This is a genomic window from Streptomyces sp. NPDC051105 (genome assembly GCF_040682795.1).
Classification (GTDB): Bacteria; Actinomycetota; Actinomycetes; order Streptomycetales; family Streptomycetaceae; genus Streptomyces.
Genome location: NZ_JBFBBR010000007.1, coordinates 67,012 through 92,638, shown reverse-complemented (window position 1 = coordinate 92,638; position 25,627 = coordinate 67,012). Strand labels below are relative to the sequence as shown.

The following is a 25,627-nucleotide window of genomic DNA, read 5'->3' as shown; positions in this document are numbered from 1 at the left end:
ACGTGTCACCTCCGGTAGCACAATTCCGTAAGACGAACGTAAGACGAATCTGAGGACGAAGGCTTCCACCCTTGAGTGAGACAACGCATGACGTCGGAATCGCGGTGAGCGCGGTGCCGTCGCCCGACGAGGGCCTCACGGCGGCGCAGCTGGCCGCCAAGTACGGGCTCACGGTGAGCGGCGCACGTCCCTCGCTCGTCGAGTACGTACGCCAGCTCTGGGGACGCCGGCACTTCGTCCTCGCCTTCTCGCAGGCGAAGCTCACCGCCCAGTACAGCCAGGCCAAGCTCGGCCAGCTCTGGCAGGTGGCCACGCCGCTGCTGAACGCGGCCGTGTACTACTTCATCTTCGGTGTCATCCTGCATGCCAGCCGCGGGATGTCGCAGGACATCTACATCCCGTTCCTGGTCACAGGCGTCTTCACGTTCACGTTCACACAGAGTTCGATCATGACGGGCGTCCGGGCGATCTCCGGGAACCTGGGTCTGGTGCGAGCGCTGCACTTCCCGCGCGCCTCGCTGCCGATCTCCTTCGCGCTCCAGCAGCTCCAGCAGCTGCTGTTCTCGATGATCGTCATGGTCGCCGTGGTGGTCGGGTTCGGCAGCCGTCCGGGCCTGTCCTGGGCGCTGGTCGTTCCGATCCTGGTCCTGCTGTTCCTGTTCAACACCGGGCTGGCCATGATCGTGGCCCGGCTTGGCGCCAAGACGCCGGACCTGGCCCAGCTGTTGCCGTTCGTCCTGCGCACCTGGATGTACATGTCCGGTGTGATGTTCTCGATCACCAAGATGATGGAGGGCCGGCCGGAGTGGGCGCGCACGCTCCTCCAGATGAACCCCGCCACCGTCTACATGGACCTGATGCGCTTCGCCCTCATCGACGGCTATGGCGCCTCGAACCTCCCGCCGCACGTCTGGGCCGTCGCCCTGTCCTGGGCGCTGGTCGTCTTCGCCGGCGGGTTCGTGTACTTCTGGAAGGCGGAGGAGCGGTACGGCCGTGGCTGAGCTGAACGACACGGAGCAGAACCAGGGAGAGCGGATCCCCACCGTCATCGCGGAGGACGTGCACATCGTCTACCGCGTCAACGGCGCCAAGTCCGGCAAGGGCAGCGCGACGGCCGCCCTCAGCCGGATCGTCAAACGCGGCTCGGACGACACGGCCCGGGGCGTCCGCAAGGTGCACGCCGTGCGCGGGGTCTCCTTCGTCGCCTACCGGGGCGAGGCGATCGGCCTGATCGGCTCCAACGGCTCCGGCAAGTCCACCCTGCTGCGCGCCATCGCCGGCCTGCTGCCCGCCGAGCAGGGCCGGGTCTACACCAACGGGCAGCCCTCGCTGCTCGGCGTCAACGCGGCCCTGATGAACGACCTCACCGGCGAGCGCAACGTCATCCTCGGCGGGCTCGCCATGGGCATGTCCCGCGAGGAGATCAAGGAGCGCTACCAGGAGATCGTCGACTTCTCCGGCATCAACGAGAAGGGCGACTTCATCACCCTCCCGATGCGGACCTACTCCTCGGGCATGGCGGCCCGGCTGCGGTTCTCCATCGCCGCCGCCAAGGACCACGACGTCCTCATGATCGACGAGGCGCTGGCCACCGGCGACGCGTCCTTCCGCAAGCGGTCCGAGGACCGGATCCGTGAACTGCGCCGGCACGCGGGCACCGTGTTTCTGGTCAGCCACAACAACAAGTCGATCCGTGACACCTGCGACCGGGTCCTGTGGCTGGAGCGCGGTGAGCTGCGCATGGACGGCCCGACCGAAGAGGTGCTCAAGGAGTACGAGAAGTACACGGGCAAGTAGCCCAGCAGTACCCGGGCCCCGCCGGAACCTTTCCGGCGGGGCCCGGCGTCTGCAAAGGAAACGTCAACTCCGGGCCGCCTTAGGAATCTTGAAGCCAATCGGTGTGTTGTTGTGATCTGCGGGACACCCCGACGAACCTCGATGCGTTGTACAACGTAAGCTGTACCGGTCCCAGAAAGCGGCAAGTGGGGCGATAATGCGCGACACCCTCGGCCGGGCCGCCCTGCGGATTGCTGGGCGGCGTGTCCGAAATAGTGTGTATTGGGTCGGCAGTGTAGAACGGGAGATGTGACGGCAATGGCTACGGAAACTCCCCAGCTCAACGCAGGCCACGCCGTCCCGGTCCCGGGCAGCGAACGGTGACGGCGACCACCCCGGCGCGCACCGGCGAGGCCGAGCGAGGCACCCTGGACAAGGCCGCGGACGAGAACTTCCCGGTGGCCCCGTTCTTTCTGCCGAGGGCCTGGCGTGACGACCTGATGGCGGTGTACGGCTTCGCCCGTCTCGTCGACGACATCGGCGACGGCGACCTGGCCCCCGGTGGCGCCGATGCCCGGCTGCTCGGCGTGCCCCCGGACGAGGCCGAAAACCGCCTGGCCCTCCTCGATGCCTTCGAGGCCGACCTGGGCCGTGTCTTCGACGGCACCCCGCACCACCCCCTGCTGCACCGCCTCCAGCTCACCGTTCGCCGCCGCGACCTGGCCCGCGAGCCGTTCCTCGGGCTGATCGCCGCCAACCGCCAGGACCAGCTGGTCAAGCGGTACGAGACCTACGACGACCTGCTCGCCTACTGCGAGCTGTCCGCCAACCCCGTCGGCCGCCTGGTCCTTGCCGTCACCGGCACCTCGACCCCCGAGCGGATCCGCCTCTCGGACGCGATCTGTACCGCACTCCAGATCGTCGAACACCTCCAGGACGTGGCCGAGGACCTCGGCCGCGACCGGATTTATCTGCCCGCCGTGGACATGAAGCGCTTTCATGTCCAGGAGGCGGATCTCGCCAGGAAAACCGGGGGCGCATCGGTGCGTGCACTGGTTGCATACGAAGCACAACGCGCTCGCGATCTCCTGAATGAAGGCGCCCCCCTGGTGGGTAGCGTCCACGGCAGGTTGAAGCTGCTGCTCGCGGGGTTCGTGGCGGGGGGAAGGGCGGCGATCGCTGCGATCGCCGCCGCCGAATACGACGTACTTCCCGGCCCGCCCAAGCCCGGCAAGGGCCGGTTGCTGCGTGAGGTGGGCGTAACTCTGCGAGGAGAGGGGTGATCCGGACCGTGGACTCTCCCACACCTGTGTCCGCGCCGGTACTCGCCGCCTACAGCTACTGCGAGACCATCACCGGACAGCAGGCACGGAACTTCGCCTACGGCATCAGGCTGCTGCCTGCGCCCAAGCGGCGCGCCATGTCGGCGCTCTACGCCTTTTCCCGGCGCGTCGACGACATCGGCGACGGTGTGCTGGCCGACGACGTGAAGGCGGCCCGGCTGGAGGACACCCGGGCGCTGCTCGCCCGGGTCCAGGACGGCGCGGTCGACGAGGACGACACCGACCCGGTCGCGGTCGCCCTCGCGCACGCAGCCCAGGCCTTCCCGATCCCGCTGGGCGGCCTGGACGAGCTGATCGACGGTGTGCTGATGGACGTACGCGGCGAGACCTACGAGACGTGGGACGACCTCAAGGTCTACTGCCGCTGCGTGGCCGGTGCGATCGGCCGGCTCTCGCTCGGTGTGTTCGGCACCGAACCGGGGGCGCGCGGCGCTGAGCGCGCGCCGGAGTATGCCGACACGCTCGGGCTCGCACTCCAGCTCACCAACATCCTCCGGGACATCCGCGAGGACGCCGGGAACGGCCGCACCTACCTGCCCGGCGACGATCTCGCCAAGTTCGGCTGCGCGGCCGGGTTCCACGGGCCGACCCCGCCGGAGGGCTCGGACTTCGCGGGCCTGGTGCACTTCGAAGTACGGCGCGCCCGGGCCCTGTTCGCCGAGGGCTACCGGCTGCTGCCCATGCTCGACCGGCGCAGCGGCGCCTGTGTCGCCGCCATGGCCGGCATCTACCGCCGCCTGCTCGACCGCATCGAGCGGGAGCCGGAGGCGGTGCTGCGCGGCCGGGTCTCGCTGCCCGGACGCGAGAAGGCGTACGTCGCCGTACGCGGCCTGTCCGGGCTCGACACCCGGCGCCACGCGTCCCGCCGGACCGTCAGGAGGCGCGTCTGATGGGCAAAGTGGGCCAAGCTGGCTCCACCGGAGAAAAACGGCAGGCAACCCTCCGGTGCGGCGTGGCGTCCCTGACTGCGACGGCTCGCCCTGCCCCGTTCCACCGGCACGGCGGGCGGCCAGGGGAGGCTGCACGATGACCGACGGCACGCGATCCGAACGGACGCACGACGACATCCCGTCCGGGCGCACCGCCGTCGTGATCGGCGGCGGTCTGGCCGGCGTCACGGCCGCGCTGGCACTCGCCGACGCGGGGATGCACGTCACCCTGCTCGAAGGCAGGCCGCGTCTCGGCGGGCTCGCCTTCTCCTTCCAGCGCGGCGACCTGACCGTCGACAACGGCCAGCATGTGTACCTTCGTTGCTGCACCGCCTACCGCTGGTTCCTCGACCGCATCGAGGGCGCGGCGCTGGCACCGCTCCAGGACCGGCTCGACGTGCCCGTGCTCGACCTCGCGAAACCCGAGGGGCGCCGGCTCGGCAGACTCCGCCGGGATCCCCTGCCGGTGCCCCTGCACCTGGGGCGCAGCCTCGCCGCCTACCCGCATCTCTCGCTCGCCGAGCGCGCCAGAGTAGGCCAGGCCGCACTGGCCCTCCGAGCACTCGATCTCGGCGATCCGTCACTCGACGCACAGGACTTCGGCAGCTGGCTGGCTGCCCGAGGCCAGTCGGCGCGGGCCATCGAGGCACTGTGGGACCTGGTGGGGGTCGCCACCCTCAACGCGGTGGCCCAGGACGCTTCCCTGGCGCTCGCCGCGATGGTGTTCAAGACCGGTCTGCTGTCCGACCCGGGCGCGGCCGACATCGGCTGGGCCCATGTACCGCTGGGCGAACTGCACGACCGGCTGGCCCGCAAGGCGCTCGACTCCGTGGGCGTGCGCACTGAGCTCCGTACACGCGTCACCTCCGTCTCCACTAACGAGAACGGGACGTGGCGCGTTCAGGTTCCCGGGGAGACGCTCACCGCCGACACCGTGGTGCTCGCCGTGGCCCAGCGCGAGGCGTACGACCTGCTGCCCGAGGGCGCCCTCGACGCCCCGGAGAACCTGCTGGAGATCGGCACCGCGCCGATCCTCAACGTCCATGTGGTCTACGACCGTACGGTGCTCACCAAGCCGTTCTTCGCGGCCCTGGGCACCCCGGTCCAGTGGGTGTTCGACCGTACCCACGCCTCCGGCCTGCGTGACGGACAGTACCTCGCACTGTCCCAGTCGGCCGCCCAGGACGAGATCGACGCACCGGTGGCCGTCCTGCGCGAGCGCTATCTGCCCGAGCTGGAACGGCTGTTGCCCGGCGCGCGCGGCGCCGGGGTGAAGGACTTCTTCGTGACCCGGGAGCGCACCGCGACCTTCGCCCCCACCCCCGGCGTCGGGCGGCTGCGGCCCGGCGCCCGCACCAAGGCACCCGGCCTCTACCTGGCCGGAGCGTGGACCGCCACAGGGTGGCCCGCGACCATGGAGAGTGCGGTCCGCAGCGGTGTGAACGCGGCCGACGCCGCGCTGCGCACCCTGGGCCGGCCCCGCCCTCGTCGCCTCTTCGAGTTCGAGGAGGCGGCGTGATGCTCGGTCAGCAGGCGGCAGGCCCCCGCACCCCCGGTACCGCAACAAGAGGAGAAACTGTGCCCACTGTGCCCCCGGCCGAGACGGCTGCCGACGCGGTGGACGTGACCGCGCTCCTGGAGCGCGGCCGGACCCTTGCCAACCCGGTACTGAAGGCGGCCGTCGACCGCCTGGCACCCCCCATGGACACTGTGGCCGCCTACCACTTCGGCTGGATCGACGCCGAAGGCAACCCCGCCGACGGCGACGGCGGCAAGGCCGTACGGCCCGCGCTCGCCGTGCTCTCCGCCGAGGTCGCCGGCGCCGCCCCCGAGGTCGGCATCCCCGGGGCCGTCGCCGTCGAACTCGTCCACAACTTCTCGCTGCTGCACGACGACCTGATGGACGGCGACGAACAGCGCCGCCACCGTGACACCGTCTGGAAGGTGCACGGCCCCGCCCAGGCCATCCTGGTCGGCGACGCCCTGTTCGCCCTCGCCAACGAGGTCCTGCTGGAGCTCGGCACCGTCGAGGCCGGCCGCGCCACCCGTCGGCTCACCACCGCCACCCGTGCCCTGATCGACGGCCAGGCACAGGACATCTCCTACGAGCACCGCGACCGGGTCAGTGTCGAGGAGTGCCTGGAGATGGAGGGCAACAAGACCGGCGCCCTGCTCGCCGCCTCCAGTTCCATCGGCGCGGTGCTCGGCGGCGCCGACGACCGCACCGCCGACACCCTGGAGAAGTACGGCTACCACCTCGGCCTCGCCTTCCAGGCTGTCGACGACCTCCTCGGCATCTGGGGCGACCCGGAGGCCACCGGCAAGCAGACCTGGAGCGACCTGCGCCAGCGCAAGAAGTCCCTGCCGGTCGTCGCCGCGCTCGCGGCGGGCGGGGCCGCCTCCGAGCGGCTCGGCGAGATCCTCGCCGCCGACGCCAAGAGCAGCGACTTCGAGAACTTCTCGGAGGAGGAGTTCGCCGCCCGCGCCGCCCTCATCGAGGAGGCCGGCGGCCGTGAGTGGACCGCCGAAGAGGCGCGTCGTCAGCACACCATCGCCATCGAGGCCCTGCACGCCGTCGACATGCCCGACCTGGTCCGGGCGCAGTTCACGGCGCTCGCGGACTTCGTCGTCGTACGAAAGAGATGATCACTATCGGTCGAATAGCCCTCGCGTAGTCGCCGGCCGGTGCGAGCGCGCAACCAGCACCGGCCGACGGCGGACCCACAGCAGAACGATTTCGCACGACTGCACGAAGGGGAAGCCATGACAGCGACGACCGACGGAAGCACCGGGGCCACCCTGCCGCCCCGCGCTGCCTCGGCCAGCACCGACCTCACCACCCCCGCGGCGGCCGGGGTACAAGAAGCCGCCGAACGCGCCGTGAGGCGTGCCACCGACCATCTGCTCGCCCGGCAGGACGCGCAGGGCTGGTGGAAAGGCGACCTGGAGACCAACGTCACCATGGACGCCGAGGACCTGCTGCTCCGTCAGTTCCTCGGCATCCGCGACGAGGCCACGACGGCCGCCGCCGCGCTCTTCATCCGTGGCGAGCAACGCGAGGACGGCACCTGGGCCACCTTCTACGGCGGCCCGGGCGAACTCTCCACCACCATCGAGGCGTACGTCGCCCTGCGGCTGGCCGGGGACGCTCCCGACGCGCCCCACATGGCGAAGGCGTCGGCCTGGATCCGCGAGCGCGGCGGGATCGCCGCCGCCCGGGTGTTCACCCGGATCTGGCTGGCCCTGTTCGGCTGGTGGAAGTGGGAGGACCTGCCCGAACTCCCGCCGGAGCTCCTGTACTTCCCCAAGTGGTTCCCGCTCAGCATCTACAACTTCGGCCAGTGGGCCCGGCAGACCATCGTGCCGCTCACCGTCGTCTCGGCCAAACGCCCGGTGCGCCCCGCACCCTTTCCCCTGGACGAGCTGCACACCGACCCGGCCGATCCCAACCCGCCGCAGCCCCTTGCTCCGGTGGCCACTTGGGAGGGCGTCTTCCAACGGCTCGACAAGGTTGTCCGCGGCTACCGCAAGGTCGCGTTGCGCCGACTGCGCGGGTCCGCCCTGAACTCCGCCGGCCGCTGGATCGTCGAACGCCAGGAGAACGACGGCGCCTGGGGCGGCATCCAGCCGCCGGCCGTGTACTCGGTGATCGCCCTGTATCTGCTCGGCTACGACCTCGAACACCCCGTGATGCGCGCGGGCCTTGAGTCGCTGGATCGTTACGCCGTGTGGCGCGAGGACGGCGCCCGGATGATCGAGGCCTGCCAGTCCCCGGTGTGGGACACCTGTCTGGCGGCCATCGCCCTGGCCGACGCCGGCCTGCCCGACGACCATCCGCAACTGGTCAAGGCCGCCGACTGGATGCTCGGCGAGCAGATCGTGCGGCCCGGCGACTGGTCCGTGAAGCGCCCCCAGCTCCCGCCGGGCGGCTGGGCGTTCGAGTTCCACAACGACAACTACCCCGACATCGACGACACCGCCGAGGTGGTCCTCGCGCTGCGCCGGATCAAGCACCACGATCCCGAGCGGTTGGAGAAGGCCATCGGGCGCGGAGTGCGCTGGAACCTCGGCATGCAGTCGAAGAACGGCGCCTGGGGCGCCTTCGACGTCGACAACACCAGCCCGTTCCCCAACCGGCTGCCGTTCTGCGACTTCGGCGAGGTCATCGACCCGCCCTCGGCCGACGTCACCGCGCACGTCGTGGAGATGCTCGCCTTCGAGGGCATGTCCCACGACCCGCGCACCCGGCGCGGCATCGAGTGGCTGCTGGCCGAACAGGAGCCGGACGGCTCGTGGTTCGGGCGCTGGGGCGTCAACTACGTCTACGGCACCGGCTCCGTGGTGCCCGCACTGACCGCGGCCGGGCTGCCCGCCTCGCATCCGGCGATCCGGCGCGCGGTGACCTGGCTGGAGCAGGTCCAGAACGAGGACGGCGGCTGGGGCGAGGACCTGCGCTCCTACAAGTTCGCCGGTGAATGGAGCGGGCGCGGCGCCTCCACCGCCTCCCAGACCGCGTGGGCGCTGATGGCGCTGCTCGCGGCGGGGGAGAAGGACTCCAAGGCCGTCGAGCGGGGCGTGCGGTGGCTCGCCGAGACCCAGCGGGAGGACGGCTCCTGGGACGAGCCGTACTTCACCGGCACCGGGTTCCCCTGGGACTTCTCCATCAACTACCACCTCTACCGGCAGGTCTTCCCGCTCACCGCGCTCGGCCGTTACGTCCACGGCGAGCCCGTCCCCGAGGCCGAGAGGAGCTGAATGAGTACCACGCCCGCTCCGGCTCCGCTGCTGATCGCCTGCGCGCTCGGCATCGAGCATCTGGCCCTGCGCGCCGGCGAACGCGGCGGCGCGGGCGGGCCGGTCACCGTGCTGCGCACCGGCATGGGCCCCAGGGCGGCGGAACGGTCCGTCACCCGGGTCCTGGCCGACCCGGCGCTCGCCGGTGCCGCCGTCCTGGCCACCGGCTTCTGCGCGGGACTCGCTCCCGGGATGCACCCCGGCGACCTGGTCGTCGCCGAGGAGACCCGGGACCCGCGCGGCAGCGTCCCCTGCGTGGCCACCGAACTCCTCGTGAAAGAACTGGTGCGGACCGTACCCGGCCGCACTGTCCACACCGGCCCCGTCACCGGTTCCGATCATGTCGTCCGCGGTCACGAACGGTCTGATCTGCTCGCGACCGGCGCAATCGCGGTCGACATGGAGTCGGCGGCGACGCTCCTGAGCGCCGTGCGCGCGGGCGAGCACCCCGTTGCGGCCGTCAGGGTGGTCGTGGACGCTCCTGAACATGAACTCGTCCGGATCGGCACGGTGCGCGGTGGAATATCGGCTTTCCGCGTTCTTCGATCCGTTCTTCCGGCTTTTTTCGAATGGCACCGTTCTTTGTTGCTCCCCCGGAGGTGAGCCAGATGGCCATGCCGCTGCGCCAGTCCATCAAGGTCGCGACTTACTTGGCTGAACAGAAGCTCCGCAAGCGGGACAAGTTCCCGTTGATCGTGGAGCTGGAACCCCTCTTCGCCTGCAACCTGAAGTGCGAGGGCTGCGGCAAGATCCAGCACCCGGCAGGTGTGCTCAAGCAGCGCATGCCGGTCGCGCAGGCCGTCGGGGCGGTGTTGGAGTCCGGTGCGCCGATGGTGTCCATCGCGGGCGGCGAGCCCCTGATGCACCCTCAAATCGACGAGATCGTGCGGCAGTTGGTGGCGAAGAAGAAGTACGTCTTCCTCTGCACCAACGCCATGCTGCTGCGCAAGAAGATGGACAAGTTCACGCCCTCTCCCTACTTCGCCTTCGCGGTGCACATCGACGGGCTGCGTGAGCGGCACGACGAGTCCGTGGCGAAGGAGGGTGTGTTCGACGAGGCGGTGGCGGCCATAAAGGAGGCCAAGCGACGCGGTTTCCGGGTGACCACCAACTCGACCTTCTTCAACACCGACACCCCGCAGACCGTCATCGAGGTGCTCAACTTCCTCAACGACGACCTCAAGGTCGACGAGATGATGATCTCGCCCGCCTACGCCTACGAGAAGGCCCCCGACCAGGAGCACTTCCTCGGCGTGGCACAGACCCGCGAGCTGTTCAAGAAGGCCTTCGCGGGCGGCAACCGGCGCAAGTGGCGGCTCAACCACTCCCCGCTCTTCCTGGACTTCCTGGAGGGCAAGGTCGACTTCCCGTGCACGGCCTGGGCGATCCCGAACTACTCGCTCTTCGGCTGGCAGCGCCCCTGCTACCTGATGAGCGACGGGTACGTGCCGACGTACCGCGAACTCATCGAGGAGACCGACTGGGAAAAGTACGGCCGCGGCAAGGACCCGCGCTGCGCCAACTGCATGGCGCACTGCGGCTACGAGCCCACCGCCGTCCTGGCCACCATGGGGTCCCTCAAGGAGTCGCTGCGCGCCATGCGCGAGACGGTCTCCGGAAACCGGGAGTGACCACGTGACCGCCATCTCCCTGGGCCTCCCCGAGGTCCCGGTCCGGCCGATCGCCGAGCGGCGCCTGTCGCGGCAGATCAACGTCGGACCGGTGGCCGTCGGGGGCGGTGCCCCGGTGTCGGTGCAGTCGATGACCACGACCCGTACGTCGGACATCGGCGCGACCCTCCAGCAGATCGCCGAACTCACCGCGTCCGGCTGCCAGATCGTCCGCGTCGCCTGCCCCACGCAGGACGACGCGGACGCCCTGGCGACCATCGCGAGGAAGTCCCAGATCCCGGTGATCGCGGACATCCACTTCCAGCCCAAGTACGTGTTCGCTGCCATCGAGGCCGGCTGCGCGGCCGTCCGCGTCAATCCCGGCAACATCAAGAAGTTCGACGACCAGGTGAAGGAGATCGCGCGGGCCGCGAAGGACCACGGCACGCCGATCCGGATCGGGGTCAACGCCGGCTCGCTCGACCGGCGGCTTCTGGAGAAGTACGGCAAGGCGACCCCCGAGGCGCTCGTGGAGAGTGCTCTGTGGGAGGCCTCGCTCTTCGAGGAGCACGACTTCCGGGACATCAAGATCTCCGTCAAGCACAACGACCCGGTCGTGATGATCGAGGCGTACCGGCAGCTCGCCGCCCAGTGCGACTACCCGCTGCACCTCGGCGTCACGGAGGCCGGGCCGGCCTTCCAGGGCACGATCAAGTCGGCGGTCGCCTTCGGCGCGCTGCTCGCGCAGGGCATCGGCGACACCATCCGGGTGTCGCTGTCCGCCCCGCCCGCCGAGGAGGTCAAGGTCGGCATCCAGATCCTGGAGTCCCTGAACCTCCGGCAGCGGCGGCTCGAGATCGTCTCCTGCCCGTCCTGCGGGCGTGCCCAGGTCGACGTCTACAAGCTGGCGGACGAGGTGACGGCAGGGCTGGAGGGGATGGAAGTTCCCTTGCGCGTCGCCGTCATGGGCTGCGTGGTCAACGGTCCCGGCGAGGCCCGCGAGGCCGACCTCGGCGTCGCCTCCGGCAACGGCAAGGGCCAGATCTTCGTCAAGGGCGAGGTCATCAAGACCGTCCCCGAGTCCAAGATCGTCGAGACGCTCATCGAGGAGGCCATGAAGATCGCCGAGCAGATGGAGCAGGACGGCACCGGCGCCGGAGCACCCGCCGTCACCGTGAGCTGAACAGCAACCCGCTCACCTGCGAGCCGCTCACGCCGTCCAACGGCCCTTCCTGGACCTCGGTGTTCGGCGACGAGATCGTCCGGTTGACGCCGGTGGAGATCGCGGGGCGGATCGGAGCGAGCCTCGCGGGGCGGGGGGCCGATGCCTGTGGAGGTGCCGCGGGGGGTTCTGGGGCGGGTGCGGCGCCGTCTGGGCCGGCCGCGCAGTTCCCCGCGCCCCTTCGGGGCGCTGCAGCCGAGGGCGCTGTCATCGATGGCGCTTACAAGGAGAAAGAATGACCACGGAGTTCGACCTCGGCGCCTTGTTGGCCGAGCGCGGCGGTGAGCGGTACGAGCTGCACAGCAAGTACCTGAACCACCAGCTCCCCCGCATGCTGCACACCATCGGTTTCGACAAGGTGTACGAGCGTGCCGAGGGCGCCCACTTCTGGGACGCGGACGGCAACGACTACCTGGACATGCTCGCCGGGTTCGGGGTGATGGGCCTGGGCCGCCACCATCCCGTCGTCCGCAAGGCCCTGCACGACGTCCTGGACGCACAGCTGGCCGACCTCACCCGCTTCGACTGCCAGCCGCTGCCCGGACTGCTCGCCGAGCGGCTGCTCGCCCACAGCCCGCACCTGGACCGGGTGTTCTTCGGCAACAGCGGCACCGAGGCGGTCGAGACGGCGCTGAAGTTCGCCCGCTTCGCCACCGGCAGACCCCGCGTCCTCTACTGCGACCACGCCTTCCACGGCCTGACCACCGGCTCGCTGTCGGTCAACGGCGAGGACGGCTTCCGGGACGGCTTCGCCCCGCTGCTGCCCGACACGGCCGTCCCCCTCGGCGACCTGGACGCGCTCGCCCGGGAGCTGAAGAAGGGCGATGTCGCCGCCCTGATCGTCGAGCCGATCCAGGGCAAGGGCGTGCACGAGGCGCCGCCCGGCTATCTGCGCGGCGCCCAGGAACTGCTGCGCAAGCACAAGGCGCTGCTGATCGCCGACGAGGTGCAGACCGGTCTCGGCCGCACCGGCGATTTCTACGCCTACCAGCACGAGGACGGTGTCGAACCGGACCTGGTGTGCGTGGCCAAGGCGCTGTCCGGCGGCTATGTCCCCGTGGGCGCGACCCTCGGCAAGGACTGGATCTTCAAGAAGGTCTACTCGTCCATGGACCGCGTCCTGGTCCACTCGGCGAGCTTCGGTGCCAACGCCCAGGCGATGGCGGCCGGACTCGCCGTGCTCTCCGTCATGGAGAACGACCAGATCGTCGCGGGTGCCCGGGTCGTGGGGGAGCAGCTCAAGTCCCGGCTCACGGCGCTGGTCGACAAGTACGAGCTGCTCGCCGACGTACGCGGCCGGGGCCTGATGATCGGCATCGAGTTCGGCAGGCCCAGCTCGCTGAAGCTCCGCAGCCGCTGGACCATGCTCCAGGCGGCCCGCAAGGGCCTGTTCGCGCAGATGGTCGTCGTACCGCTGCTGCAACGTCACCGGATCCTCACCCAGGTCTCCGGCGACCACCTGGAGGTCATCAAACTCATCCCGCCGCTGATCGTCGACGAGTCGGACGTGGACCGTTTCGTGGCGGCCTTCACGGACGTGATGGACGACGCCCACAGCGGCGGCGGCCTGATGTGGGACTTCGGCAAGACCCTCATCAAGCAGGCGGTGGCCAACCGCTGACACCGAGCGGGGGCCTCTTGCGGGCGGCCCCCGCCCTTTGTCCCCGCTTTCACCCCCCCCGCCTGTTGGCCCCGCTTTTTTGGTCTCCGCCTTCTTGTCTCTGAGGCAAGAAATTTGCCGCTGAGGCAACAACGCGGCTCAATAGAGGCATGAACGCCTCAGACCCGGCGCCGTCCGCCGGTCCCGGCGACGACCTGCCCGCCGTCGCCCCGCGGCTGCGCTCCCTGCGCCGCCGTGCCGGCCTCACCCTGGAGGCCGCGGCCCGGGACGCCGGGCTGTCGCCGGCCCACCTCTCCCGGTTGGAGACGGGGCAGCGCCAGCCCTCGTTGCCGATGCTGCTCTCGCTCGCCCGTGTCTACGGTACGACGGTTTCCGAGTTGCTCGGCGAGACGGTCCCCGACCGGGACGCGATCGTGCGTACCGCGGACATGGAACCGACCAGGGCGGGCGGCTGGACGTACTGGCAGGCCGGTGCGCCCGGCCGGGGCATGCAGGCGCTGCGCGTCCGGGTCCCGTACGGCACCCAGGGCGACATCGTGCGGGTGCATCCCGGCGAGGAGTGGCTGTACGTCCTGCACGGGCGGCTCCGGCTGCGTCTCGGTGACACCACCCACGTGCTCGCGCCCGGCGACAGCGCGCACTTCGACTCGCTCACCCCGCACCGGCTCGCCGCCGAGGACCACGACGGGGTCGAGCTGCTGTTCGTCCACACCCTGCTGCAGAGTCCCCTGGCCGCGCTGTGCCTGGGGCCGATCACTGGAGAGCTGCCGTGAGCAACATCGAGGAGAAGTTCCCCCGGGCCCTGTGGGTCCGGCTGATCATCTACATCGCCGTCGGGCACGTCTTCGCCGCGTTCCTCTACCTGCTGTTCGCCGTCGGCGGCAAGGGCTGAGCGCTCCCGTCCCCGCCGGCCTCAGTCGAGGAGGCGCCCGCGCAGCCGCTCCCGGGTCTCCGGGGCGAGCTTCAGGCCCTGCTCCAGGTACGTGTCGACGCCACCCCACGTCTCCTCGATGCTCTCGAAGGCCGCCGTCAGGTACTCCGCACGGGCCTCGAAGAGCGGGCTGAGCAGCTCCATCACGTCGGGGCTGTACGCGCTGTCCCCGCCGCCGCTGCGCCGCACCTTGTAGCGACGGTGCTTGGCGTTGGACTCCAGGTAGTCGGCGAGGATCGCGTCCCGCTCCACGCCCACCGCGAGGAGCGTCACGGCTATGGAGACGCCCGCCCGGTCCTTGCCGGCCGCGCAGTGCATCAGCGCCGGGACACTGTCCTCGGCGAGACCGTGCAGTACGCGCGAGTGCTCCTCGGTGCGGTCCCTGACGATCATGCGGTACGAGCTGACCATGCGGTTCGCGGCCTTGCCGTCGCCCAGCAGTCCGCGCAGCTGCTCGATGTCGCCCTCGCGGACCATCGTCCAGAACTCGGCGCCGTGCGCCGGGTCGGTCAGCGGCAGGTTCACGTTCCGCACGCCGGGCAGTTCGACGTCCGGGCCCTCCAGCTTCTGGTCGGCCGCGTTGCGGAAGTCGAAGATCGTGTGCAGGCCGAGGGAGGCGAGGAACTCCGCGTCCCGCTCCGTCGCGTGCGCCAGATGCCCGCTGCGGAACAGCACGCCGTGCCGGACCCGGCGCCCGTCCACGGTCGGCAGGCCGCCCACGTCACGGAAGTTGCGCACCCCGGCCAGCTCGGGCTCGGTCGACGGGACCTGCTGCGTCACGGGGGCTCCTCCCAGCCGGCCCCGTCGGCGCTGCTCGTCGACGGGCACTGGATCGACCATACGACATCGGATTCCGCGAGCAATGAGTTGTCCACAGGCGTTGCCTCCAGGGCCCGCGCCCTTGATGATGTTGGTGCTTGAGCGGATCTGTTGGCACCTGTGTGAGGTTTCTCGTGGTGGACATCGCCGAAAACGGTCGTACCTGGCTCCTTTCGGGCCCGGGCAGCAGCTACGCGCTGCACCTCACGGAGGGCGACGAACTGCTCCACCTGCACTGGGGCCCGAAAATCGGGCTCGCCGACGCCGAGGAGCTCAGCACCCGCGTGCTGCCCGGCTACTGGCCCTTCGAGTCCCCGCTGGACGGCCGTGAGGAGTACCCCGTCGAGGGCGGCCCCCGCTTCGTCCGCCCCGCGCTCTCCGTGCGCACCGAGGAGCGCCGCGGTACCGAGTGGACCTTCGAGTCGTACGAGACGGAGGGCGACGCGGCCGACGAGGAGCTGCGGCTGCGCTTCCGGGACGACGCGATCCTCATCACCCTGCACTACCGGATGCGCGGCGACGTCGTCGAGCGCTGGGTGACCGTCGACAACCAGGGGGACGCGCGCGTGGAGCTGCTGCGTGCCGACCCCGCCGCCTGGACGCTCCCCGACCGCGAGGGCTGGCGGCTCTCCCAGCTGCACGGCCGCTGGGCCGCCGAGTCCCGCCTCACCAGCGCCCCGCTCACCTACGGCGAGAAGGTGATCGGCAGCCGCCGCGGCCACACCAGCCACCAGCACCTGCCCTGGGTCGCCCTCGACACCGACGCCACCGAGGAGCGCGGCGAGGTCTGGGGCTGTGCCCTCGGCTGGTCCGGCTCCTGGCGGATCGCCGTCGCCCAACTCCCCGACGCGCGCGTGCAGATCACCGGCGGCGCCGGCTACGACGACTCGGGCCTGCTGATGCTGGCCGAGGGTGAGTCGTACACCAGCCCGGTCTTCGCGGGCCTGTGGACCGACGGCGGCTTCGGCGGGGCGAGCCGTGCCTGGCACGCCTACCAGCGGGCGTACGTCATCCCCGACGCCGACCGGGACCGGCCGGTGCTCTTCAACTCCTGGGAGGCCACCACCTTCGACATCTCCGAGGAGCAGCAGGCCACCCTCGCCCGCCGGGCCGCCGCGATCGGCGTCGAGCTGTTCGTGGTCGACGACGGCTGGTTCGGCGCCCGCACCAGCGACCGCGCCGGCCTCGGCGACTGGACGCCCAACCCGGACCGCTTCCCCAAGGGACTCAAGCCCCTCGCCGACTACGTGCACGCCCTCGGCATGCAGTTCGGCATCTGGGTCGAGCCCGAGATGGTCAACGCGGACAGCGACCTGTACCGCGCGCACCCCGACTGGGTGCAGTACCAGCAGGGGCGAAAGCGGACGGAACTGCGCAATCAGCTCGTCCTCAACCTCGCCCGCGAGGATGTCCAGGAGTACCTCTGGGAGCAGCTCGACACCCTGCTGTCCAGCGCCCCGATCGACTACGTCAAGTGGGACTTCAACCGCTGTTTCACCGACGCGGGCTGGCCCGGCGAGCCGTATCCGCAGCGGCTGTGGGTCGACCACGTCCGTGGGCTGTACGCGCTGCTCGACCGGATTCGGGCGGCCCACCCGAACGTCGCCATCGAGTCCTGTTCCGGCGGTGGCGGCCGGATCGACCTCGGCATCATGAGCCGTACCGACGAGGTGTGGACCTCCGACAACACCGACCCGCTGGACCGGCTCGCCATCCAGCACGGCTTCAGCCAGATCCACCCCGCCCGGGTGATGTCCGCCTGGGTCACGGACAGCCCGAACCACCAGCTCAACGGCCGGGTCAGCAGCTTGCGTTTCCGGTTCATCAGCTCCATGGCCGGGGCGCTCGGGGTCGGTGGCGACCTCTCGCAGTGGACCGAGGAGGAGCTGGCCGAGGCCGGTCGCTGGGTGGAGCTCTACAAGGACATCCGGCCCCTGGTGCAGCGCGGTGACCAGTTCCGGCTGCGGCCGCCGACCGGCGGGCTCAGTGCGGTGCAGTACACGCTCGGCGACGAGACCGTGGTCCTCGCGTGGCTCCAGGCGCAGAGCTACGGCGCGCCGATGCCGGCGCTGCGCTTGCAGGGTCTCGACCCGGCAGCGTCGTACGAATGCCGTGAAACGGGCGAAGTACATCGAGGTGCCGTTCTGTTGCACCACGGCCTCCGCGCCGAGCTGCGCGGTGACCTGGATGCGACGGTTCTCCGGCTGCGTCGCATCTGAGCCTTCTGACCGATTTGGTGCCTTCATTGCAACTCGGTCTGGAATAAGGTGACGTGGCGTGACGTGCGTGAGGAGCGTCATATTCGTGACCGTCCGTCGCGCGTCATGTTCACGTAATTCCGGCGATTTTCAAGGGAATTGGAAAAGTGCGGAAGGCGGGAATTCACGGAGGGTGACCGGGAATTCCCGTAACGGATCAAGCGAAACTCGGACAGACGGAACCTCACGCTTGTTCACGCGCGTCTTACTCGCTTACGTTCGCCACGCATCCGGACGGAACGCCGAATCCTGCCGCCGTCCGGAGTCCCCACACACACTCACCCGTGCCCGGCAGGAGCGGGGGACCCACCAGGTATGACCGCCTGTTCCGGTTCCCGGGACGGCTAGGGGTGTAGCCACGTCTTCCCGCGTGGCCGGGCAGCTCCAGCCCGAACCCGACAGCTCACCTCGCAGGCGCCGGAGAGGAATGCGTCATGCCCGCGAAGGGTAAGCACCGCCGCCCCAAGTCCCAGCGTTTCACCCGCTCGATGGCCGTCGCCGGAACCGGTGGCGCCGCGCTGGCTCTGCCCCTCATGGGCGCCACCGGCGCCCACGCGGTCACCTCGCAGTCCGTTTCCGAAAAGGCCACGCAGTCGTTGCCGACCGTCGAGCAGACGGCGGTGCGAAAGGCCGCCGCCCAGAAGACCGGCACCGGTGATTCCGCGCACCGCGTCTACACGGTGGTGCCCGGCGACTATCTGTCGAAGATCGCCCGCGAACACAACGTCGACGGCGGCTGGCACCGGCTCTACGCCGACAACCGGCAGGCCGTCGGCGACAACCCCTCGCTGATCCACCCCGGTCTCAAGCTCACGCTCGGCGGCCGCCACGCCGCGACGACGGACACCTCGGGCTCGGGCTCCCGGTCCGCGACGCGGTCGCACGCCCGGTCCGGCTCGCAGTCCTCCGTGCCCTCCTCCTCCTCGTCCTCGAACACGGCCTCCTTCTCGGGCGCGTCGACGGCGACCTCCTCCGGTTTCACCCTCCCGGTCACCGGTGGCACCGTCGGCACCGGCTACCACGTGGCCGGCAGCATGTGGTCCAGCGGCTACCACACCGGCGTCGACTTCGTCGTCCCGACCGGCACCCCGGTCAAGGCCGTCGGCGCGGGCACGGTCGTCACGGCGGGCTGGGGCGGTGCCTACGGCAACCAGGTCGTCATCAGGCTCGCCGACGGCTACTACGCGCAGTACGGCCACCTCTCCGCACTCTCCGTCTCGGTCGGCCAGACCGTGACCGCGGGCCAGCAGGTCGGCCTCTCCGGTGCCACCGGCAACGTGACCGGCCCGCACCTCCACTTCGAGATCCGGACCACCCCCGACTACGGTTCGGACATCGACCCGGTCGGCTACCTCCGCTCCAAGGGCGTCCCCGTCGGCTGATCCGGCACCGCCACTGATCTGACACGCACTCCGAAGGCCGGACCCCCGATGCCCGGGTCCGGCCTTCGAGCGATCGACGCCTCAACGCCGCTGTTCGGAGGCTTATTCCTGGCTTGGTCGAGTATTTAGGCGTGTCTTATCTCACCGCTAGTCAACCCCTTATTACGGTCGCGTAGCTCACAGTCGAAGGTGAATCATGGTCCGTCGTGGCAGACGATTCGAAGAGTGACAATGCATCAGTGATCGGGTCGTACGTGGCGCTGGGGGACAGCTTCACCGAGGGCGTCGGCGACCCCGGCCCCGACGGGGCGTTCGTCGGCTGGGCGGACCGGTTCGCGGTACTGCTGTCGGACCGGCAGCCCGAGGGCGACTTCGAGTACACCAACCTCGCGGTGCGCGGGAAACTGCTCGACCAGGTCGTGGCGGACCAGGTGCCGCAGGCCCTGGAACTCGCCCCGGACCTGGTCTCCTTCTGCGCCGGCGGCAACGACATCATCCGCCCCGGCACCGACCCCGACGAGGTGGCCGAGCGGTTCGAGCGGGCCGTGGCGCAACTGACCGAGGCCGTCGGCACGGTTCTGGTGACCACCGGGTTCGACACCCGGGGCGTGCCCGTCCTCAAGCATCTGCGCGGCAAGATCGCCACCTACAACGGGCATGTCCGGGCCGTCGCCGACCGGTACGGTTGCCCGGTCCTCGACCTGTGGTCCCTGAAGACCGTGCAGGACCGGCGGGCCTGGGACGGCGACCGGCTGCACCTGTCTCCCGAGGGGCACACGCGCGTGGCGCTGCGGGCCGGCCAGGTGCTCGGCGTCGAGGTGCCGGCCGACCCGGACCAGCCGTGGCCGCCACTGCCGCCCCGCGGCACCCTGGAGGTCCGCCGCGACGATGTGCACTGGGCCCGTGAGCACCTGGTGCCGTGGATCGGGCGACGGCTGCGCGGCGAGTCGTCGGGTGACCACGTGACGGCCAAGGGGGCGCTCTCCCCGGGCGACATCAAGATGCGGATCGCGTCCGTGGCTTGAGGGCGGCACGAACACGTAAGGGGCGGCGTCCTGGTGAGCCGCTCCTTACTGCTCGTCGGGCAGCCCCAGTTCGCGGGCCAGCGCCTCGTCGACCCACTCCTGCGCCCTGGAACGCGACAGGGCGCCCGGATACGAGGTGAGCTGGACGGCCAGCCCGTCGAGCAGGGCGGTCAGCCGCAGCGCCGCGGCCGTGGGGTCGGGGCACCGGAACTCGCCGGCGGCCACCCCTTCGGCGATGACCTCCGCGATCGCCGCCTTCCACTGCTGGTCCAGCTTCTTGGTGACCTCCCGCAGGGCGGGCTCGCGCAGGGCCACCGCCCAGCCCTCGATCCACAGCCGCCAGCCCTTGGCCTGCCCGGTCGGCGCGTACCAGCGCACCGCCGCCCGCAGCCGGCGGGACGCCGACGTACCGCGGCCCAGCAGCTTGCGCAGATGCGCCAGATCGCCCTCGGCGGCGTAGGCGAAGGCGGCGGCGACCAGCTTCTCCTTCGTCGAGAAGTGGTACAGCACCAGCGCGTTGCTCACCCCGAGGGCCGAGGCGACATCGGCGATCCGTACCGCCGCCACGCCCCGCGCCTCGATCTGCTCGATGGCGGCCCGCAGCAGTTCCTCCCGCCGCTCGGCCACGCTCAACCGCACTCTCGCCACGCGGTCACCCTAATCGGTCGTACCCCGCGCGTGTTGCCGTCTCAGGCCAGGGGCAGCCGCATGAGCGTGAGGTCCAGCCAGCGGCCGAACTTGGTGCCCACCTCCCGGACCGTGCCGGCGTGCTCGAAGCCGAACCGCCGGTGCAGCCGGACCGAGGCGGTGTTCTCCGCCTCGATGCCCGCGATCACGACGTGGTGGCCGGCCGCGCGCGCCGCGGTGAGGAGAGCCCCCAGCAACGCCGAACCGATGCCGAGCCCGTGCCGGTCCTCGCGGACGTAGACCGAGTCCTCCACGGTGTGCCGGTAGCCGTCCAGCTCCCGCCACGGCCCGTACACCGCGAATCCGGCCACCTCGCCCCCCACGTCGGCCACGAACGCCGAGCCGCGCGCCAGATGGGCGGCGAGCCAGGCCGCTCCCTCGACGGGGGACTGCGGGGTCTCGGTCCACAGCGCCGTCGAGTGCTCGATCGCGTGGTTGCGGATCGCGCGCACGGCCTCCGTGTCACCGGGGCGGGCCGGGCGGATCGTCACCGTCCCATCTCTCTCGTATATTGGATTCATGTCCAACATAGTAGATCCGTCGGCGGACTCCCTGGCGGCACGGATCGCGGCCCGTGTCCGCGCCGAGCGGGAACGCCGGCGCTGGACCCTGGCGCAGCTCGCGGACGCCTCCGGTGTCTCCCCGGCGATGATCAGCCGGATCGAACGCGGCGAGAGCAGCCCCACCGCCGTCGTCCTCGGCAAGCTGTCCGCCGCCTTCCAGCTGAGCGTCGCGTCCCTCCTCGCCCTGGCCGAAGGCGGCCAGGACGCCACGGCCGAGTCCGCGGGAGTGCGGCGCGGCGCCGAGGCGGCCGAGTGGCGCGACCCGGGTACCGGCTACCGGCGCCGCCAGATCACCGGACCGCGCTTCCCGGCGGAGATCGCCGAGATCCGCCTGCCCGCCGGAGCCCGGGTGCCCTACCCGGCCGCCGCCTTCGCCTTCGTACGACAGCTCGTCTGGGTCCTCGACGGCCGTCTGACCTTCCACGACGGCGACACGGTCCACGAACTCGACGCCGGCGACACCGTCGAACTCGGGCCGCCCGCCGAGCGGGTCTTCGCCAACACCACGGACGCCGAGTGCCGCTACGCCGTCGTCCTCACCCGCGACGCCCAGCCGTGAGCGGCGCCTTCCCACCGGCCTTCATGGCTGCGACGGCGATCGTGCCCTCGCTCCGGGGCGCGGGCGCTGCCCGAGCAGCCGTCCCCTCAGCGGTACCAGCCGAACCGTTCCGTGATCACCGGTAGCCGGTCGCTCACCAGCGCGTGGGCCGCGGCACGCGGGGTCGTGCCGTCGGACTCCGCACGATCCAGCATCAGCTCCACCAGGGCCCGCATCGAGCGGCGGGTGTGGGCGAACGCCTCGTCCGGGTCCGGGCCGATGTCGCCGAACAGGGTCCACCACCACCAGGCGTTGGTACCCGAGTTGACCACCACGTCCGGCAGCACGGTCACCCCGCGCGCCGCCAGCCGCTCCTCCGCCTCGGGCAGCACGGGCATGTTGGCCGCCTCCACGATCCAGCGGGCGGTGACCAGGTGCTCGTTGGCCGCGTCGACGACGTACGACACCGCCGCCGGCACCAGCACCTCCACGTCGGCGGACAGCCAGGCGTCGCCCGGCAGTTCGAGATCGCCGGGACGCAGCACCGCGCGGTCGACGGTGCCGTACGTGTCCCGGGCGCGCAGCAGCGCCTCGACGTCCAGGCCGGCCGGGTTGGCGATGGTGCCCTTCACGTCGGCGACGGCCACCACCGTGAGCCCCGCGCGGGCCAGGAAACGCGCCGTGGCCCCGCCCATCGTGCCCAGCCCCTGCACCGCGACCCGCGTCCCCGGGTACGGCACCCCGGCCCGGTCCAGGGCCGTCAGCGCCGACTCGGCGACGCCACATCCGCCGACCAGCTCGTCGAGACCGATCCCGTCCACCTCGATGGCGAAGGCGTCCGCCAGCCGCCGCCGGGCCGCCGCCCCGTCGTCCAGCAGCGGGTACACGGCTTGGATCGAGGAGACCAGCCCCGCCTCGGCGGCCGCCCGGTCCACCAGGTCCTGGGTCAGCCCGAGGTCCTCGCCGGTGGTCCAGAAGTTCTCGACATACGGCCGCATGGCGCGCAGATAGCGGACCAGCAGGGCGTACGACCCCGGGTCCTGCGGATCGCAGTCGATGCCGCCCTTGGCGCCGCCCAGGGGGATGTAACGGCCCTCGGGGTTGTAGTGCAGGGCCTCCTTCATCGTCATGCCGCGCGCGAGCCCGGTCACCTCCTCCAGGGTGCAGCCCGGCCGCATCCGCAGACCCCCGCTGGCCACACCCCGGACCAGCCGGTCGACGACCAGGAAGCCCTGGCGGCCGGTGATGTGGTCGGTCCAGACGAGAGACATCAGTGGAGCGGCCATGGTGGCTCCCGAGAGGTTCGTGAAAGAGGGCGTTACTGAACAGTGGGTCAGTATCTGGAGCTGGGCGGCAGAGTGTCAACGCCGACCACCCGAGGGGCCGACCATAATGGAGGACCTCGGCCACACCACTGGAGGTACCGTGACCCGTTTGCGTTCCCTGAGCTCCGGGCTCCGCGTGCTGCGGCCCGCTGCCTTCGGCGTGGACCCCGGCGGCGAGCGCATGGCCCGCATCCAGGCCTCACCGCACTTCCATGACGGTGTCTTCCAGAACCCCGGCGGTACCGCCCGCACCCGCCCCTCGGGCTCGATGCTGGACTTCGCGAAGATCTACTTCGAGAAGGAGCAGCGCGTCCGCCGCGCTCCCCGGGGCACCGTCCCGGTGCACGCGACCACGGTCGCCGACCTCGCCCGGCCCGCCGCGAGCGGGCTGCGGGTGACCTGGATGGGGCACTCCAGCGTGCTCGCGGAGATCGACGGGCACCGCGTCCTGTTCGACCCCGTCTGGGGCGAGCGCTGCTCCCCGTTCCCGTTCGCCGGGCCCAAGCGGCTGCACCCGGCGCCGCTGCCGCTGGCCGCGCTCGGCCCGGTCGACGTGGTGGTCATCTCGCACGACCACTACGACCACCTCGACCTGCCCACCATCAAGGCGCTGGCCGGCACGGACACCCTCTTCGCGGTGCCGCTCGGGGTCGGCGCGCACCTCGAACACTGGGGCGTCTCAGCCGACCGGCTGCGCGAGCTGGACTGGCACGAGGAGACCAAGGTCGGCGGGCTCACCCTGACGGCCACCCCCGCCCGTCACTTCTGCGGCCGGGGACTGCGCAACACCCAGCACACCCTGTGGGCGTCCTGGGTGGTCGCGGGCGAGCGGCACCGGATCTACCACAGCGGTGACACCGGCTACTTCGAGGGCTTCAAGGACATCGGCGCCGACCACGGGCCGTTCGACGTGACGATGATCCAGATCGGTGCGTACAGCGAGTTCTGGCCCGACATACACATGACGCCCGAGGAGGGCATGCGGGCCCACCTCGACCTGCAGGGCGGTGGCCCGCACGGGGTGCTGCTGCCGATCCACTGGGGCACCTTCAACCTCGCCCCGCACGCCTGGGCCGAGCCGGGGGAGTGGACCAAGGACGCCGGCGACGGGGCGGGCCAGGCGGTGGCGCTGCCGCGCCCCGGTGAGCCCTTCGAGCCGTCCGGGAAGCTGCCCGCCGAACGGTGGTGGCGCGAGGCGTCGGCGCCGGTCGCCCGGCCGTGGCTCTCCGCCGTCCAGCCGCGCGACGAGGCCGGACGGCAGGACCTCCACCTGGTCGGCGAAGCGGTGACACCGGACGCGGACGATCTTGTGAAGTGACGGCGCCGCCGTTGTGGCGGTGACGTGAAAGTGGCGTGCATGCCCCTGCACAACCTGGGCAGGGGCATCGGCATGAGTCATGCGCGTATGCCAACCCCTGCTTTTTTACCTGGACTTGAGCTGTCCCGGCGCTTCTACACCGAGGCCGTACGCTCGCTGCTGGAGGAGGCCGCTCCCGGCGTTCCGCACTCGGCGGCCCGGCTGGGCCCGGGCTCCGAAGTCCTCGGTTACGACACCGAACGCTCCGCCGACCACGAGTGGGGCCCACGCCTCCAGCTCTTTCTGCACCCCCACGACGTGTCCCGCCACGGTGGGCGGATCAGACATGTGCTCGCCGAACACCTCCCGAAGACCTTTCACGGCTGGCCCACCCACTTCGCCGCCACGGGGGACCGCGGCATCCGGGTCATGAGGGTCACCGACGGTCCCGTGTACCACCGGGTCGAAGTGACCAGTGTCTCCTCCTGGTTCCGCGCCGTCCTCGGCTTCGATCCGGCCTCCGGTGTCACTGCGGCGGACTGGCTCGCCACCCCCACCCAGCTTCTCGCCGAGGTCACCGCCGGCGCCGTGTTCCACGACGGCCTCCACACGCTCTCCCCGGCCCGGGCCGCCCTGGGCTGGTACCCCCATGACCTCTGGCTTTATGTACTCGCCTGCCAGTGGCAGCGCATCGCCCAGGAGGAGGCCTTCGTCGGCCGCTGCGGCGAGGTCGGCGACGAACTCGGCTCCGCCGTCGAGGCCGCCCGCCTGGTCCGCGACCTCATGCGGCTCGGCCTGCTGATGGACCGGCGCTACCCGCCCTACGGGAAGTGGCTCGGCAGCGCCTTCGCCCGGACCCCCGCGGCTCCTCGGCTCAGCCCCGTGCTCACCGCCGCTCTCGCCGCCACGGACTGGCTCGCCCGCGAGCGGCACCTGGTGCACGCGTACGAGATCGTCGCCCATCTGCACAACGAACTGGAGCTCACCGACCGGGTCGACCCGGCCACCCGCCCCTACCACTCCCGGCCCTTCCGGGTGTTGCGCGCGGACCGCTTCACCCGGGCCCTCGTCGCCCGGATCAAGGCCCCCGGTATACGGGAGCTGCCGACCATCGGCGCGGTGGACCAGTTCGTCGACAGTGCGGACGTCCTGAGCCGCCCGGACCGGACGCGGGCCGTGGCCGAGGCGGTGACAGACACCGATCGGCACGCCGCCGCTCCGCAGGAGAGGACACACGGCGCCCGAGGGTGAGGAGGTCACCGTGGGTGATGTTCTGGGGGGTGATGGCGAGGCTGCGGCAGGCTGCTGAGGCGTCTTGCCGGGCCTGCCGTGGACGTGTGGGCGGACGGTCGGCGAGGGGTGCGGAGTGCCGGTCGCTCCAGGCCTCCCTTTCTCCTTGTGACCGTTTTTGAGCAGCTCAGATCAGTCGGTGGTCGTTCGGGAGTGAGGCTGCAAGGGGGTTATCGGTCTTTCGTGCGACAGCTCATACCAGAGCAGGACCATCTCC

24 protein-coding genes and 1 riboswitch are annotated in these 25,627 nt (G+C 70.6%); of the genes, 20 read left to right on the top strand and 4 right to left on the bottom strand.

What is annotated here, in order from left to right; translation table 11 throughout:
• Window positions 1-71: 71 nt before the first annotated feature.
• From AB0N16_RS19065 to AB0N16_RS19000, 14 genes are all read left to right on the top strand, one after another.
• Window positions 72-1,001 carry an ABC transporter permease gene (locus AB0N16_RS19065; protein WP_365798076.1) on the top strand — a complete coding sequence of 310 codons (930 nt, stop codon included), beginning with the start codon at window positions 72-74 and terminating at the stop codon, window positions 999-1,001.
• A complete protein-coding gene (locus tag AB0N16_RS19060; RefSeq protein ID WP_365798074.1) occupies window positions 994-1,797 on the top strand; it encodes an ABC transporter ATP-binding protein in 804 nt (267 codons plus the stop codon). The genes AB0N16_RS19065 and AB0N16_RS19060 overlap by 8 nt, the downstream gene beginning before the upstream one ends.
• Window positions 1,798-2,156: 359 nt before the next feature.
• Complete coding sequence (hpnC, locus tag AB0N16_RS19055; RefSeq protein WP_365798072.1) at window positions 2,157-3,059, top strand: squalene synthase HpnC; 903 nt, start codon at window positions 2,157-2,159, stop codon at window positions 3,057-3,059.
• Window positions 3,056-4,009, top strand: coding sequence for a presqualene diphosphate synthase HpnD (hpnD, locus tag AB0N16_RS19050; protein WP_365798070.1), 954 nt, complete (start codon window positions 3,056-3,058; stop codon window positions 4,007-4,009). The genes hpnC and hpnD overlap by 4 nt, the downstream gene beginning before the upstream one ends.
• Window positions 4,009-4,149 carry a DUF6380 family protein gene (locus AB0N16_RS19045; protein WP_365798068.1) on the top strand — a complete coding sequence of 47 codons (141 nt, stop codon included), beginning with the start codon at window positions 4,009-4,011 and terminating at the stop codon, window positions 4,147-4,149. Before hpnD ends, AB0N16_RS19045 begins: the two co-directional genes overlap by 1 nt.
• On the top strand, window positions 4,146-5,567 hold the full coding sequence (gene hpnE, locus AB0N16_RS19040) for a hydroxysqualene dehydroxylase HpnE (protein ID WP_365798066.1): 1,422 nt from the start codon (window positions 4,146-4,148) through the stop codon (window positions 5,565-5,567). Before AB0N16_RS19045 ends, hpnE begins: the two co-directional genes overlap by 4 nt.
• Window positions 5,567-6,694, top strand: coding sequence for a polyprenyl synthetase family protein (locus AB0N16_RS19035; RefSeq protein WP_365798064.1), 1,128 nt, complete (start codon window positions 5,567-5,569; stop codon window positions 6,692-6,694). Before hpnE ends, AB0N16_RS19035 begins: the two co-directional genes overlap by 1 nt.
• 117 nt (window positions 6,695-6,811) lie before the next feature.
• Complete coding sequence (gene shc, locus AB0N16_RS19030; RefSeq protein WP_365798062.1) at window positions 6,812-8,803, top strand: squalene--hopene cyclase; 1,992 nt, start codon at window positions 6,812-6,814, stop codon at window positions 8,801-8,803.
• Entirely contained in the window at window positions 8,804-9,445 is a 642-nt protein-coding gene (locus AB0N16_RS19025) for a 1-hydroxy-2-methyl-2-butenyl 4-diphosphate reductase (RefSeq protein ID WP_365798060.1), read from the top strand.
• 5 nt (window positions 9,446-9,450) lie between these two features.
• A complete protein-coding gene (gene hpnH, locus AB0N16_RS19020; protein WP_365798058.1) occupies window positions 9,451-10,473 on the top strand; it encodes an adenosyl-hopene transferase HpnH in 1,023 nt (340 codons plus the stop codon).
• Between the two features lie 4 nt (window positions 10,474-10,477).
• Window positions 10,478-11,635 carry a flavodoxin-dependent (E)-4-hydroxy-3-methylbut-2-enyl-diphosphate synthase gene (gene ispG / locus AB0N16_RS19015; protein ID WP_365798056.1) on the top strand — a complete coding sequence of 386 codons (1,158 nt, stop codon included), beginning with the start codon at window positions 10,478-10,480 and terminating at the stop codon, window positions 11,633-11,635.
• 274 nt (window positions 11,636-11,909) lie between these two features.
• A complete protein-coding gene (locus AB0N16_RS19010) occupies window positions 11,910-13,295 on the top strand; it encodes an aspartate aminotransferase family protein (protein WP_365798054.1) in 1,386 nt (461 codons plus the stop codon).
• A gap of 149 nt (window positions 13,296-13,444) precedes the next feature.
• On the top strand, window positions 13,445-14,068 hold the full coding sequence (locus AB0N16_RS19005) for an XRE family transcriptional regulator (RefSeq protein WP_365798052.1): 624 nt from the start codon (window positions 13,445-13,447) through the stop codon (window positions 14,066-14,068).
• The gene (locus AB0N16_RS19000) at window positions 14,065-14,187 is read left to right on the top strand and encodes a DUF6126 family protein (RefSeq protein WP_123972047.1); all 123 of its coding nucleotides are present in this window, start codon (window positions 14,065-14,067) and stop codon (window positions 14,185-14,187) included. The genes AB0N16_RS19005 and AB0N16_RS19000 overlap by 4 nt, the downstream gene beginning before the upstream one ends.
• Before the next feature lie 21 nt (window positions 14,188-14,208).
• Here the strand turns inward: AB0N16_RS19000 and AB0N16_RS18995 are convergent, their stop codons facing one another.
• Window positions 14,209-15,006 carry a tyrosine-protein phosphatase gene (locus tag AB0N16_RS18995; RefSeq protein WP_365798050.1) on the bottom strand — a complete coding sequence of 266 codons (798 nt, stop codon included), beginning with the start codon at window positions 15,004-15,006 and terminating at the stop codon, window positions 14,209-14,211.
• Between the two features lie 173 nt (window positions 15,007-15,179).
• On the opposite strand from AB0N16_RS18995, the gene AB0N16_RS18990 reads away from it, so the two are divergent.
• The 3 genes from AB0N16_RS18990 to AB0N16_RS18980 all read left to right on the top strand — a co-directional run bounded on the left by AB0N16_RS18990 (window position 15,180) and on the right by AB0N16_RS18980 (window position 19,710).
• The gene (locus tag AB0N16_RS18990) at window positions 15,180-17,264 is read left to right on the top strand and encodes an alpha-galactosidase (RefSeq protein WP_365798553.1); all 2,085 of its coding nucleotides are present in this window, start codon (window positions 15,180-15,182) and stop codon (window positions 17,262-17,264) included.
• 308 nt (window positions 17,265-17,572) lie between these two features.
• A riboswitch (cyclic di-AMP (ydaO/yuaA leader) is annotated at window positions 17,573-17,733 on the top strand.
• A gap of 4 nt (window positions 17,734-17,737) precedes the next feature.
• Window positions 17,738-18,685: a peptidoglycan DD-metalloendopeptidase family protein gene (locus AB0N16_RS18985; RefSeq protein ID WP_365798048.1), complete on the top strand. Its 948-nt coding sequence runs from the start codon at window positions 17,738-17,740 to the stop codon at window positions 18,683-18,685.
• A gap of 239 nt (window positions 18,686-18,924) precedes the next feature.
• Window positions 18,925-19,710 carry an SGNH/GDSL hydrolase family protein gene (locus tag AB0N16_RS18980; RefSeq protein WP_365798046.1) on the top strand — a complete coding sequence of 262 codons (786 nt, stop codon included), beginning with the start codon at window positions 18,925-18,927 and terminating at the stop codon, window positions 19,708-19,710.
• Window positions 19,711-19,755: 45 nt separating this feature from the next.
• Here the strand turns inward: AB0N16_RS18980 and AB0N16_RS18975 are convergent, their stop codons facing one another.
• Together AB0N16_RS18975 and AB0N16_RS18970 are read right to left on the bottom strand one after the other, a co-directional pair.
• Window positions 19,756-20,358 (bottom strand): TetR family transcriptional regulator C-terminal domain-containing protein, encoded by a 603-nt coding sequence (locus tag AB0N16_RS18975; RefSeq protein WP_365798044.1) that lies wholly within the window; start codon window positions 20,356-20,358, stop codon window positions 19,756-19,758.
• Between the two features lie 41 nt (window positions 20,359-20,399).
• Complete coding sequence (locus AB0N16_RS18970) at window positions 20,400-20,918, bottom strand: N-acetyltransferase family protein (RefSeq protein ID WP_365798042.1); 519 nt, start codon at window positions 20,916-20,918, stop codon at window positions 20,400-20,402.
• Between AB0N16_RS18970 and AB0N16_RS18965 the strand changes: the two genes are divergently transcribed.
• Window positions 20,917-21,519, top strand: coding sequence for an XRE family transcriptional regulator (locus AB0N16_RS18965; RefSeq protein ID WP_365798040.1), 603 nt, complete (start codon window positions 20,917-20,919; stop codon window positions 21,517-21,519). The two genes, AB0N16_RS18970 and AB0N16_RS18965, sit on opposite strands and share 2 nt — an antisense overlap.
• Window positions 21,520-21,605: 86 nt before the next feature.
• Here AB0N16_RS18965 and AB0N16_RS18960 read toward each other — a convergent pair whose 3' ends face one another.
• On the bottom strand, window positions 21,606-22,784 hold the full coding sequence (locus AB0N16_RS18960) for a Glu/Leu/Phe/Val dehydrogenase dimerization domain-containing protein (RefSeq protein WP_365798038.1): 1,179 nt from the start codon (window positions 22,782-22,784) through the stop codon (window positions 21,606-21,608).
• A 139-nt stretch (window positions 22,785-22,923) separates the two neighbouring features.
• On the opposite strand from AB0N16_RS18960, the gene AB0N16_RS18955 reads away from it, so the two are divergent.
• Together AB0N16_RS18955 and AB0N16_RS18950 are read left to right on the top strand one after the other, a co-directional pair.
• Entirely contained in the window at window positions 22,924-24,141 is a 1,218-nt protein-coding gene (locus AB0N16_RS18955) for an MBL fold metallo-hydrolase (protein WP_365798036.1), read from the top strand.
• Between the two features lie 87 nt (window positions 24,142-24,228).
• A complete protein-coding gene (locus AB0N16_RS18950) occupies window positions 24,229-25,371 on the top strand; it encodes a DUF4037 domain-containing protein (RefSeq protein ID WP_365798034.1) in 1,143 nt (380 codons plus the stop codon).
• Window positions 25,372-25,627: the final 256 nt, after the last annotated feature.

Bases quoted from the DNA above. Each gene is read 5' to 3' on its own strand.
- shc (WP_365798062.1), top strand. From the start codon at position 6,812: ATGACAGCGACGACCGACGGAAGCACCGGGGCCACCCTGCCGCCCCGC.
- AB0N16_RS19035 (WP_365798064.1), top strand. From the start codon at position 5,567: ATGCTCGGTCAGCAGGCGGCAGGCCCCCGCACCCCCGGTACCGCAACA.
- AB0N16_RS18985 (WP_365798048.1), top strand. From the start codon at position 17,738: ATGCCCGCGAAGGGTAAGCACCGCCGCCCCAAGTCCCAGCGTTTCACC.
- AB0N16_RS19045 (WP_365798068.1), top strand. From the start codon at position 4,009: ATGGGCAAAGTGGGCCAAGCTGGCTCCACCGGAGAAAAACGGCAGGCA.
- AB0N16_RS19025 (WP_365798060.1), top strand. From the start codon at position 8,804: ATGAGTACCACGCCCGCTCCGGCTCCGCTGCTGATCGCCTGCGCGCTC.
- hpnH (WP_365798058.1), top strand. From the start codon at position 9,451: ATGGCCATGCCGCTGCGCCAGTCCATCAAGGTCGCGACTTACTTGGCT.
- AB0N16_RS18950 (WP_365798034.1), top strand. From the start codon at position 24,229: ATGCCAACCCCTGCTTTTTTACCTGGACTTGAGCTGTCCCGGCGCTTC.
- AB0N16_RS18965 (WP_365798040.1), top strand. From the start codon at position 20,917: ATGTCCAACATAGTAGATCCGTCGGCGGACTCCCTGGCGGCACGGATC.
- AB0N16_RS18960 (WP_365798038.1), bottom strand. From the start codon at position 22,784: ATGGCCGCTCCACTGATGTCTCTCGTCTGGACCGACCACATCACCGGC.
- AB0N16_RS19010 (WP_365798054.1), top strand. From the start codon at position 11,910: ATGACCACGGAGTTCGACCTCGGCGCCTTGTTGGCCGAGCGCGGCGGT.
- AB0N16_RS19005 (WP_365798052.1), top strand. From the start codon at position 13,445: ATGAACGCCTCAGACCCGGCGCCGTCCGCCGGTCCCGGCGACGACCTG.
- AB0N16_RS18970 (WP_365798042.1), bottom strand. From the start codon at position 20,918: ATGAATCCAATATACGAGAGAGATGGGACGGTGACGATCCGCCCGGCC.
- hpnE (WP_365798066.1), top strand. From the start codon at position 4,146: ATGACCGACGGCACGCGATCCGAACGGACGCACGACGACATCCCGTCC.